This is a genomic window from Okeania sp. SIO2B9 (assembly GCF_010672505.1).
Lineage (GTDB): Bacteria > Cyanobacteriota > Cyanobacteriia > Cyanobacteriales > Microcoleaceae > Okeania > Okeania hirsuta.
Window position 1 is genome coordinate 1 of sequence record NZ_JAAHGK010000054.1, and the last position, 12780, is coordinate 12780.

Annotated in this window: 7 protein-coding genes and 1 pseudogene; 6 read left to right on the plus strand and 2 right to left on the minus strand. The window is 39.1% G+C overall.

Annotated elements, in window-relative coordinates:
• Positions 1-45: 45 nt before the first annotated feature.
• The 6 genes and pseudogenes from F6K13_RS03775 to F6K13_RS03800 all read left to right on the plus strand — a co-directional run.
• Positions 46-909: pseudogene (locus F6K13_RS03775) on the plus strand (RNA-guided endonuclease TnpB family protein); the annotation flags it as partial.
• Between the two features lie 221 nt (positions 910-1130).
• Positions 1131-6317 carry a hormogonium polysaccharide biosynthesis protein HpsA gene (gene hpsA, locus F6K13_RS03780; RefSeq protein ID WP_287286846.1) on the plus strand — a complete coding sequence of 1729 codons (5187 nt, stop codon included), beginning with the start codon at positions 1131-1133 and terminating at the stop codon, positions 6315-6317.
• 351 nt (positions 6318-6668) lie between these two features.
• Positions 6669-7376, plus strand: coding sequence for a hormogonium polysaccharide secretion pseudopilin HpsB (gene hpsB / locus F6K13_RS03785; protein ID WP_287286847.1), 708 nt, complete (start codon positions 6669-6671; stop codon positions 7374-7376).
• Between the two features lie 48 nt (positions 7377-7424).
• On the plus strand, positions 7425-8321 hold the full coding sequence (gene hpsC / locus F6K13_RS03790) for a hormogonium polysaccharide secretion pseudopilin HpsC (protein ID WP_287244066.1): 897 nt from the start codon (positions 7425-7427) through the stop codon (positions 8319-8321).
• Between the two features lie 50 nt (positions 8322-8371).
• Positions 8372-9013 (plus strand): type II secretion system protein, encoded by a 642-nt coding sequence (locus tag F6K13_RS03795; protein ID WP_287244072.1) that lies wholly within the window; start codon positions 8372-8374, stop codon positions 9011-9013.
• Positions 9014-9466: 453 nt separating this feature from the next.
• Entirely contained in the window at positions 9467-10177 is a 711-nt protein-coding gene (locus F6K13_RS03800) for a Tfp pilus assembly protein FimT/FimU (RefSeq protein WP_287286848.1), read from the plus strand.
• A 1003-nt stretch (positions 10178-11180) separates the two neighbouring features.
• Here the strand turns inward: F6K13_RS03800 and obgE are convergent.
• Both obgE and F6K13_RS03810 read right to left on the minus strand, forming a co-directional pair.
• A complete protein-coding gene (gene obgE, locus F6K13_RS03805) occupies positions 11181-12209 on the minus strand; it encodes a GTPase ObgE (RefSeq protein WP_124144605.1) in 1029 nt (342 codons plus the stop codon).
• 269 nt (positions 12210-12478) lie between these two features.
• Positions 12479-12619 (minus strand): hypothetical protein, encoded by a 141-nt coding sequence (locus F6K13_RS03810; RefSeq protein ID WP_287244080.1) that lies wholly within the window; start codon positions 12617-12619, stop codon positions 12479-12481.
• Positions 12620-12780: the final 161 nt, after the last annotated feature.

Consider the following 12780-nt stretch of genomic DNA (forward strand, 5'->3'; position numbering starts at 1 on the left):
TCTCCTCCATCATCAGTAACTATTATTTAAGACTCAGCTAATAGATATTTCTTAAGTTTTGTAGTAGAAACTTGTGCCAAAATATTGCCTCAGATTGATAATTCAGTGGGGATAGACTTAGGCATCAAAACCTTTGCTACATTTAGCGATGGTACAAAGGTTGATGCTCCTAAACCATTGAAAAAGCGGATTAAAAAGTATCGAAAGTTAAGTAAATCATTATCCAAGAAAACTTTAAAGTCTAAACGATATGGAAAAGCTAGATTGAGAGTAGCTAAATTTCATGCCAAACTCAAAGACACTAGGACAGATTTTCTGCATAAATTATCCACTGAAATAATTCGTGAAAACCAAACAATTGTTTTAGAGGATTTGAATGTATCTGGTATGGTGAAAAACCGTAAATTATCCAGAGCAATATCAGATTTAGGTTGGCGGACATTCCGAACACTTCTAGAAGGTAAAGCAGAAAAATACGGTCGGGATTTGAGAGTAATTAATCGTTGGGAGCCAACCAGCCAAAAATGCAGTTGTTGTGGTTTTCGTGGAGGCAAATTAGACCTTCAAGTGCGAGAGTGGGAATGCCTTAACTGTGGTGCAAAACACGATAGAGACAAGAATGCAGCAATAAATATATTAGTCGCGGGCGGGCAGTCCGAGACAAAAAACGGACGTGGAGGCAAGCGTAAGACTACTGCCAAAGTAGCAGCAGCCTGTGTTAGCGGAGCTTTGCGTCAGCAAAACGTCAACCCACCGAGGAGCTACGGCTTGGTAGGAATCCCCGCGCCTTTAGGCCGGGGAGGATGTCAAGTAGACAGTAATTGGGTTTGGGAACACAGTCCGCCGAACCTAGGAGCGCCGGGTGTGAGGCAGAAGATTAAAAAAAATATAGTTTCGTTGATAAGTTGATAGATTAACCTTTCATTTAGGGAATAATATTTAGGTTAGGTTAGGCACTTTAGTATCCTTGACCAATATTTGTGCTATCCAAAATTCGGTTATGGGGTGCTGTTCGAGTTGTGCTGTGCTAAAAGTAGAGGTAGGGACTAAATTTAAGTCACTATAATATAGTTATATAAATTTACGGTTTGCCAACTAAACCATTTGCAATTAGGGGCAGGAAGGCTATTATGTCAAAGAATAAGTTTCTCAAAAATATATTTTATATTTTCCGTAATATCCGGAGTTGGTATCGAGTCATGGAGAGAAAGTTGAGGCGATCGCTCTGGAATGTAATAAATAATCGAAGTAGGTACTCAGGGGCAGGTTTTGTTTTGCCCACTGTGACTATGGTTTTGTTGGTAGTAGTTTTGTTGAGTATTGCTATTTTGCTCAGGTCTTTTGACAGGGCTGAAATGGCAAGAAATGTTAAGGTAAATCAGCAGGTGTTGAGTGCTGCTGCTCCTGCTTTGGAAAGGGCAAGTGCAAAAATTGATTATTTGTTAAATGCAGATCCTAGTCTTCCGAAAGGAACTCCCACAGACGATTTGTTATCTAGAACAATGTCGCCGGATGAAGATTTAAACACTGAAGATCGTTATACATTTGGTGATGAGACGGCACTGAAAGTAAAATTTGATATTGATGGAGATGGCTTTGAAGTTTCGGGAGAAGACGAATCTCTATTGGAGGACGATGAACAAATTACAACTGCTTGGAGATATCCAGTAGATACAGATAATAATGGTAATTATGATAGTTATACTCTTTATGGTATTTTCTTCCGCAGTCCTACAAGGGATACAGAGAGTGGAGAATTTAATAGAGAAAGAACACCGTTAGAAGCAAGAACACCGCCTCAATCACCATTTGACAGTTTGGGGAATCCAGGGTGTGAAGGAGCTAGTGGTACTAGCTTTAGTCTAGTGGGAAATTCTGGTTGGTTTAAATCAGGTAGCAACTTGAGGAAAAGTTTCTTTGTTTATACTGCAACTGTACCAATCACTGATACAACTCAGGCAGGTCTGATTTCAGCAAAGGATCAAAGTTTGGGCAAAGATTTTGAAAATTATAGTGGTACAACAGGATTTTCGGCACTGGAATATCAGCAAGACTACGAACGAAAATCCGTAGCAAATAATGCTGTGGTATACGAGAGCGATCTAGAAGCAGCTCCAGGTTTTGAGTTTAACATCAATGGCAGGATATTGGCAAGTAGTAACTTGATGTTAATGCACTTTGACGAATTTAAGATTTATCAGGTTAGTGGTAGAAGTTCCTGTTTTTACGAGGCTGAGAATAGTAAGATTCTTGTAGGTGGACAATTAATCAACGGTCGTACTAGAAAAGTTGACGATAACCCAGATCCGGTTACAGTACATTTATTTCAGGGTAAAGATAACGACCCAATTAAAGCAGAAATTAAAGATGGCGATACTGAGTCTATAAACAAAGATTCATCACCACTAGATGCAGCGTATAACGAACAAGCTTATCGTCAACGCATAGCTGCAATGGTAAATGCAGTTATAGATACTCCAGGTAACTATCCACCAGAAGTTACCAAACAGGTTAAGGATCTAGTAGACAACGGAACATCTGAAGAAATAGCTAGACAACAAGCACTAGAAGCTTATTTTAAAGAACGAACTCGCAAAGTTCCTTTTAAAGAAGTGGCGCTAGGTGCAGATGCTTTGGATGGAAAAACAGGTGCTGCTACGATTAATGGTGACGGAGAGAGTTTGAGGCCAATAGATGAGTGGATGTTTCCTACTACCTTCTTGTTTGAAGATAATCCAAAGGTAGGAACCAAAACGACTAACAGTGGTCTAGATTTATTGTTAGATAGGCCTCCTGCAACAAATCCAGATAACATAGTAGATGATGTCGAACAATACCTGGGCGATCGCATTCTTGTGGGTAATAACTTACCACTTAAGAGGTATGATAAATCTCAAGATCCACCACAATTTGTTGGAGAGGACACCACGCAACAAGTGGATGGTGCAACAACTTGGGACGATGATGATACACCTCGAACGCGTACAACTCAAATACAAGAATTGGCCGATCTAGGAAATCCAGATAGAAATGGTTTCTGGGAACTGGCAGCGGCACAAGAACCAGAAAGTGCTGTTGATGGTTATGGAGGTTTGCGAGTTATTACGGGAGCAGGGGTTTATGAGAGGCAAAATTCATTTTTACCACCACCAAATATTATTGAGAATGGTGAAGTCAAGAAATACGACGATCCGGCAACTACTGTCATCGAAGAATTTAAGATAGTTTGGCCAGATACGATGCCAATGTCGCCTATAGAAAATGTACCAGGTAGCGACCCACCCGAGGCTGTGGTTGGTAGTATGGTTTATGATAACGTTGATCAAACTTGGAGGAACTTATTTAATCCAGATACAGAAACCACAACAGTGACAGATCCCCCAACAATAGACCCCAATACTCCTAAATATGCAAAGGGCGATCTGCGGATGCGGGCAACAGCAGTCTATCACTATGCAGAGAGTAGTTATGAAAAGGGTACTACTCCTACTCAAACTCCTATTGCCTGTGTTAGTAGCTACTACGATCCAACCAGTGAAGAGACGGCAGAAAATTTTGATGCGACTACAGCTCCAAATGGTAAATCTAATAACGGTATAGTATATGGCCCTCCAACATACACAGTACCAGGGAAATCAACAGAAGACTCTACAAGCAAGCTATTGGGTGGAACAAGTCCAAGTATTCTAGAAAATCAAGCTAATTTGGTCTTCCCCAACGGTAGATTTGTTAATGGACCCTTGAGAACAGCTTTATTGAAGGATGCAGACGATCGGAACTTAGTAGACCAAGCGGCTATACATTCAACTGCTTGCGCTCTTGGTATTTTGGGTACTCCTGGTTTTTCTACTGTTACTAGCAACGTTATACCCGATGGGGCAATTAAAGAAGTGGCATTTTTGGATGGTAGGCAAATTAAGGCGATCGATGCAGATGACCCTGCTACTCCTAACGATGAAACATTTACTCTCAGCAGTAACCCTAATACTACTCCTGCTAACTTAACTGGAAATTACGATCTATCTCTTGAAGAACGTCAACCTTTAGAAGTTCGGGTGACTCAGTTAGACTTAAATGTTTTACGAAACACAACTATAGCTTTTGGTACAACAAATGTCGGTCCAAAACCAGAGTATTTGCTGCCCAATAGTGGGATTATTTATGCTAGTCGAGATGATGCACTTCCAGACAGGAGCGATCGCACAGAGTTTTCGGCAGATGGTATTGATGAAGATACCAGCAAGTTATTAAGTCCTACAGACTGGCGACTCGATCCTACTCGTCGTCCTAATGGCATTATGTTGGTCAACGGGGAAAAACTAAGCCGAAATGATAACAATAATGTGATAGGTAAAACTGATAATGAAAAAATCGAAAGTATAGTTAAGGAGAAAGGACTGATATTAGTGACTAACTTACCAGCTTATATTCAGGGTGATTTTAACTTGCACGATCATGGTGAATTTCAAGGTGCTAAAAATATAGATTGGGATTTCAATGCTTACTATAACCCCAATAAAAAACTAGACCCAAGCTTTGCTTGTCGTATTGGAGACCCCCGGATATCAGGATTTTGCCCTGAGGGAGATAATTGGCGTGCAGCGACTGTTTTGTCTGATTCTATAAGTCTTCTTTCTGGTAATTTTCGTCCGGGGTTCCGCAATGAGGGAGATTTTGACTTGAGAAATAATGTAGGTAATATAGTTACTGAGGGTTACGATCTTAGTGGAGATGGAAACATTAATAATGATGTTAATGGAAACAACACTTTGGATGCTAATGATGAATTTGAATTTACAGAACAAGACTTATTAACCGATCTGGATAAAAATGGAACGCTGGAAGATACAGTGAGTCTCACGTTTTATGAAGAAGAAGTGACAACTAAGTTGGCTAGGTTACTCAATGGTTTCTATGCCAACAACTTTGTTACTAATGGTTTAAGTAGTAATGTTGTCATCAATAGTAACCCAGCATTAGAGGACAATGATTATAGAAATAATGAAGATAATGCTGTAGATAGTTCTTATTTTAATAACTTTACGACTCCAGTTCAACGTCGAGGTGAGTTTACCGAATACTTGATGGAGATTTGTTTGAAATTACCTGTCTCAGCTTGTCAGCCTTCAGATTGGGTGGTTCTATTAGATGAGAATGGTGATGGTACACTAACACCAGGGGAAATTATCTCAGCTAATACCTTGTCAACTTCGACAGACATTGCAATAAGTAATCTTTGGTCTGGAACAACTGCTGAACCTCCTAAAGCAGAATATCAACGCTTTCCACGTCGGGTAGCTTTCTTGCGTTATTTACGTGATGAGACACTAACTCCTAATATAATAAACGATGGCTGGAATAATAAGGATAAGGATAAGGATACACCAGCAACAAATGTTCTAGTTTTACAAGATGATAATGGAACCTGGAGACCAGTTCCAATAGGAGTAGCATCAAAAACAGGTGGAAATCTAGAACTTAGCTACTATCCATATTCAGCTACTCTTAAAATAACAGGCGATAAACCTTATCCCCCTTATGACACAGCTAATCGTCCAGTTGACAGTAGTAACGCTCTCTGGTTCCACACAACTAATGGTGGAAAATTAGATTCAGGGTATAACTTCCCTCTCTACTTTGAAGAAAATTTAACTCAAAGCACAGTAAAGCAACCACTTTTAATGCCAGTATTGCAGATTCATGCTACTAGAAATAATGCAGCAGCAACTGGAAATGCTTTTCCCACAAACAACAATCAAACAGTCGATCAAACTAGGTGGTTGCCACAAGCAGCAGATACAACTTTCAATTTAATCTTAGCGACAGGGGATGTTCCTTCCAGAATTCTTACAGATACGGAAGGAGAAACTAACGGAGGTCTACCAAACCTGCCACGTTTCCTAGAAAACTGGAAAGACCGAACAGCAACTATCTCTGGTTCCTTCATTCAATTACGGCGTAGTGAGTATGGAACAGCACCATATCAGCAGGTCTTACCTTTTACAACTCCAAATCTTTTTAACAGCGATGATCCTGACGCTCTCAATACCTATAACTCAACTGAAACTAATGGTCAGGTTCCCTTCTTTATGCCACCAACAAGACAATGGAATTTTGATGTTGGTTTGTTATCTCAGTCTCCAGACTTGTTTGCTCTCAAACTAACAGGTCCACCAAGTGAGAGTAAACCTGACGAATATTATAGAGAAGTAAGTCGTGATGATGAATGGGTTGAAACTTTGCTTTGCTCTCTAACAGAGGATGACAGCAAAGCTGTTAATGACAATCTACGTCCAGATAACTGTATAGATAATTAGGCATTGCTGAATTAAGGTATGAAAGTAAGTTTATAGGGAACAGGGATCTGGGAACACCGGAGCTGGGAAAAGTTAATATTAACAAGCAGTTCAAACCATCCAAAATCAAAAATCCCAAATACAAAATTATCAAATCATACCCACCAGTCAGCAACGCCGATAATTAAATAAAAAGGAGGATAAAAATGATGAAACTGAAAAAAATGCAGGGATCTGGGAACACCGGAGCTGGGAAAAGTTAATATTAACAAGCAGTTCAAACCATCCAAAATCAAAAATCCCAAATACAAAATTATCAAATCATACCCACCAGTCAGCAACGCCGATAATTAAATAAAAAGGAGGATAAAAATGATGAAACTGAAAAAAATGCAAAGTTTACCTCGATCGCCCGCAGCAGGTTACACCATTATGGAAGGTTTAGTGGCAATAATTATGGTGTCTTTCTTGATGAGTGCAGTGGCACCTGTTATTGCCCTATCTGTAGGAACCCGCGTTCAAGCACGAAGGTTGGAGTTGGCAGCACAAGCGGCGAGGAGTTATATAGATTGGGTGAGGTATGATCCAGTCGATAGAGGTCCAAATCAAATAGGGTTAGATTTTAAAGATGTTAACCCTCCTCAATTAGGTGATTTGGTATGTCAAGATGGAGCATATTGCACTACACCAACTCCAAACCCTGCTCAATCTAATCAATCTAACTACCTTTTCTGTGTAGATGGAGATGGAGATCAAGAGTGTAAAAAAGATAGCCTTTCAGATATGTTAGTCCAAGGGTCTCGCAATCAAGGAATTACGTACAATGCATCACTATCGCCAGAAGAAAATAAACGTCGAGGTTATGCTTTAGGTGTGAGAGTTTATAGAGCAGATGCTTTTCAAGAAAATTCTCTTTGTCCTTCTGGAGCAGGTTGCCCTGACCCAGGAACACAGCAATCAGTAGTTACAAATGCTATCGGTAATCGTAGATTGCCAATGGTAGAAATAATCACAGAGATAGCACCAACAGAAAATTCATTTCAAAATTATCAAGATCGCCTAAAGTCTCCGACAAATTAAAGTCTGAAGAATAATCAAATAAAAAGTAAACGCAGAAAGAGGATAAAGATGAAAACTTTACTCAAATCACTCCTAAAAATACAATACCAACAAAGGCGATCTTCCATAATTAAACCTACCAGTGGCTTTACAATGATTGAATTGTTGGTAGGAACAATCATTGCTTTTTTAATAACTGTGCCACTGTTAAGTTTTGTAGTTGATATGCTCAACACAGATGTAAGAGAGCAAGCAAAGGCAAACAGCGAACAGGATATTCAAGCAGCAGTTGACTATATAGCTCAAGATATGAGTCAAGCGCTCTATGTATACGATCATGATGGAGCAGGGGGTGTTGTTGACGCAATTGAAGGTCAACTTCCAGAGAATGACGATGAAAATAGAAAACCCATTCTGGTATTTTGGAAACGGCAGTTAGTAGAAGAAGCTATACCTGTTTCAGCTTGCGCAGAACCTCCATGTAAAGATGACGATGCTTATGTATTATCGTTAGTTGCTTATTATGAGATTACAGAAGATGATGATACCTCTATTTGGTGTCAACCTAATGGTGAAACTTGTCCAAAGCGTATTGCCCGATTTCAAATTCAAGATGGTGTAACAGATTTTACAGGAACATATATTGATGAAAACGGTGATACGGATAAAAAATTACAGAGAGACAGAGGTTTTAAAATTCCTACAAGTGATGAAGGTTATGAGGGATGGACGAAAGAAGATGAAACTTACGAAAATAACTTGGAAGTATTAGTTAATTATGTTGAAAGCTTCACTCTCAATGAAGTTACCATCCATGAAAATACCGGTAATAAATTAGCAGAAATAACAATAGCAGGAGACTCTCAACGTCGTATTGGAGAAGCAGTTAATTGTGCTCAATCACCATCATATTGCCCGAAAGTAACAGCTCAAGTAGGAGGAAGAAGTCGTAAACCATTAGAGTAGAGTGAGATTGTTCAAATTATTACGATAAAAGATTCTATTAGGAAACTGACATGAAAAAAACAATACTATTGCAAATTTTACAGAATTATTTAGTCAAAATTCCTGGTAAAAAAAATCAACTGGATAAAGGTTTTACCATAATAGAATTATTGATAGTAGTCTTAATAATAGGAATACTGAGCGCGATCGCTGCTCCTTCGTGGGATGCTTTTATTACAAGACAGCGTACTCGTACAGTAAATAGTTTAGTATTACAAGCTTTACAGAAAGCACAAAGTGAAGCTAAGTCAAAAAAGGTAGAACGAATAGTTCAATTCCGGGATGTTAGCATTGATGCTGAAACAAATCCTAGCACAGGTAAACCTTATAATGATCCAGCAAGATTCCAGATTTACTCTACCTCTAAAACAACTCCAATACCAAATAGTGACTCATTCTGGCAATCTTTAGGAGCAAATGGGGAAATTAAATCAGGAATGGTCACATTAGTTTCTGGTGTATGTACAGATGAAAATTGTACTGCGTTTAATGCCACCCCAAACGTTACATTTGACTATTTAGGTACAGTGAGCCAAGATAATGTGCCTTTCATTGTCAAAGTTTCCACACCAGATGATGGACTCAAACGATGCGTAATTGTACAAACCCTCTTAGGTGGAATGAGAACAGCAGAAGGAGATGATTGCCCATAATCTAATTTAAGCCGATGCTTACCACAAAATAGCTGCCCTGTCAAATATTCAGGTAAACGACAGGGCAAATTTTTTATGCAAAAAAAGAGCATCATGTTTGACGTTCAATTATGAATTGTTATACCAAATTCACGCAAAGGCAGTTACATCTTAATTTGTGATTTCTTCTTAAAAGAAAAAATTATAAATTCCATAAATTCTAAAATTTCCACCTTTTTTCCTCTTTAATATTTATATTTTTCTTTCTCTGTTCCCTGTTCCCTGTTCCCTGTTCCCTGTTCCCTGTTCCCTGTTCCCTGTTCCCTATTCACGCAAAGGCAGTTACATCTTAATATGTTTTTCTTTCTCTGTTCCCTGTTCCCTGTTCCCTCACACTTTGCAATATTTTATGAAATTGGTATTAAAATAGTAAAGAGAGATACAACTATTTAAAAACAGTAAATCAGGGTTGAAATGAACGTAAAAATATTAAACTCCGTAATATCAACTATTATTAAAATTACTGCAAAAAATCTATCAGAAAAATCAGTTAAGCAAAAAGAAGCAGGATATACCCTCACAGAATTAACATTAGTCTTGCTAATTATTGGTATTCTGGCAGCGATCGCCACTCCTGGATGGCTAGCATTCATCAATAACTACCGTCTCCGCACCTCAACTGACAGAATATATCAGGCCATGTTTGCAGCTCGTCGTAATGCCATACGAGATAAAACTGCTTGGCAGGCAAGTTTCCAAGAAACCACCAATATTATTGGGCAACCCGTAATTAGGTATGCGCTACATAAACCAGCGATCGCTCCCAATGACCTACCAACCTCAAGTTGGAAATATCTAGAACCTGGTATTGAGATAGACGACAATCAGACAAATGACAAAGGCAAGTATGAAACTACCCTCCGGATAGTTAAACCCGATACCAATACAGTTACTACCAACAAAACAGACCCCATTTACCGTGCCCTTTTTAATTACAAAGGTTGCCCAGTTTACAAACCTACTGACCAATGTACACAAACTAGCATCCAAGCAAAAGGGCGTATTGGCATAAAACACCAGAACCAAGACAAACCAAAAAGGTGCGTGATTATTTCCACCCTATTAGGGGTAGTCCGAACTGGAAAAGACCATGCCAAAGCTTTAGACGGAAAATATTGCTATTAAAATGGTAGGTTGGGTTGAGAGAAACGAAACCCAACATTATCTAATTTCCCTCCATTATTGTGTTAGGTTTATCCTAACGGACAAGCTCCGCTAATACTACCGTTCTACCCAACCTACATTATCAAAAGATTAACGTATAAAGCCTTTTCTTTGAAGGGAAAAAAGAAAAAAATTAGGTAGTCCTGCATGGTAATGGTGAAGTAGAATTTGTAGGTTGGGTTGAGAGAAACGAAACCCAACACCATATTAAGGCGTTGCTGAATACTGGGATGATTGAGGCCGACACGGAGACACGGAGACATGGGGACACAGGGATTATGATTTCTGCTCTCTGACAAAATCATCCCGCAATTATGCAATGCCTTGAAGAAGGAGACAGGAGACAGGAGACAGGAGACAGGAGGAAAATTACATGGGGATTCGCTCCCCCAAGTAATGCGTGAACACCCCCGTTGACGGTGGGGTATTAAACCCACAAAGAAAATGATAATTATTGCTCTGCTGATTAAATATAAAAGCATTGACATATAAAGACTTTAGCCTTTTTGGGAACAAAAAAAGTGCGCCTGTTTCAGTCTAAAACGCTCAAAAAGGAGCGTATTTTAGGCGCATAGTTGGGCAGAAAAATCATTCTTACAAAACGCCCGCTCCTACTTCCTCGCTCCCGATCCATTTCTCCTCTCCTGGGAGGGGGAGGGGCGAGGGGTGGGTTGTCTCCTGTCTCCTACCCCTACTAAAATACTTTTGAGCGCAAACCCTAATTAATGTTGGGTTTCCCTCCGGGAAGCTCCGCTAACACTGTTGTTCAACCCAACCTACATCTATTTTCATTAGGGGTAATTATTAATTATTCATTGTTAATTATTAATTATTGAATAATATTATGTCCGGATAATTAGTTATAAAAAAACTTTCTCCTTCAACTCCAGTTTTTCTTCTTTCTTCCCTCTTTCCTCCTGTCTCCTGTCTCCTGTCTCCTGACTCCTCCGTAGTTATTTATTTATCACTGTTTAACCGGACATGATATAACATTTTCCTCCAATTCCAAAACCTGCCAAACTTCTTCCATCAACTCTTTCAAACCAATACCTGCAACAGCAGAAATCAGGAAAACTTTTCCCCTATTAATCTCTCTAAAATTACTAACCAACTCTTGAATTTCTGCACTTTCTAAATCTACAGCATCAACCTTATTCAAAGCTAAAATTTGATTTTTATCTTCCAAATTTCGCCCATAAACCTTTAACTCATTTTGAATAGTCTCAAAATTATCCACCGGATTAATATCTGTAATATCGACCAAATGCAACAATAATTTAGTTCGTTCAATATGCCTTAAAAATTCATGCCCCAAACCCAAACCAGCAGAAGCACCTTCTATTAATCCTGGAATATCAGCAAAAACAGTACCATCTCCCGTCCGTTTTCTCACAACACCTAAATTTGGTACTAGAGTAGTAAAAGGATAATCAGCAATTTTCGGACGGGCAGCAGAAAGTGCAGCAATTAAAGTAGATTTTCCCGCATTTGGTAACCCAATAATTCCCACTTCAGCTAACAGCTTCAACTCCAATCTTAACATTCGAGTTTCACCCTCCAATCCAGGCAAAGCATATTCGGGAGCGCGGTTACTATTGCTGAGAAAATGTTTATTTCCTAACCCACCTTTACCACCTTTTGCAACACAAAAACTTTGTCCGGGTTTAACCAAATCTCCCAATAATTCCTCAGTTTCCGCATCATAAATCATCGTACCAGGAGGCACTTCAATTAAGCGATCGCTCCCTGAAGCACCAGTCATATTTTTTGGACCGCCACGCTTACCATTTTCTGCTTTAAAAATACGCTGAAATCTAAAATCCAGCAAAGTTTGAAGATTTTCAATAGCCACTAAAATCACGGAGCCACCACGGCCACCATTTCCACCAGATGGGCCTCCGGCAGGCACATATTTTTCTCGCCGAAAGGCAACCATACCGTCACCACCTTTACCAGCTTCTACTTGAATTTCTGCTTGGTCAATAAATTGCATATTTATCGGAAATGCTGTTTAGTTGAATAAAAAGTCATGCAGAGGGGCGAACGACTCACAATGATTACATCTTATCAGAATTTTTGGGGAGTTGCAACACAATATCCTCCCAGTTTTTTTGAGCCTCACACAATGAGATTTGAGTGAGGTGATTTGTCAGTTGAGCGATCGCTTCTGTATATTTATATATCTATAGATTCATCCTGCTGATTTTTAGTTGAATAAAAAGTCATGCGTAGGGACGAACGACTCCCAATGATTACATCTTATCAGAATTTTTGGGGAGTTGCAATACAATATCCTCCCAGTTTTTTTTGAGCTTCATACAATGACATCTGGGAGATTTCTCTGTTGAGCGATCGCTTCTGTATATCTATATCCTGCTGTTTTCGTGTTGAATAAAAAGTCATGCTTAGAGGCGAAAAACCCCCAATGCTTATATTGTATCGCAATTTTTTTGGAGATGCAAGACTCAATTCCATCTATTTTTTTTTAAGCTTCACACAATGAGATTTGAGTGGGGTGATTTGTCAGTTGAGTGATCGCTCCTATATCTCTATTTATCATTTAA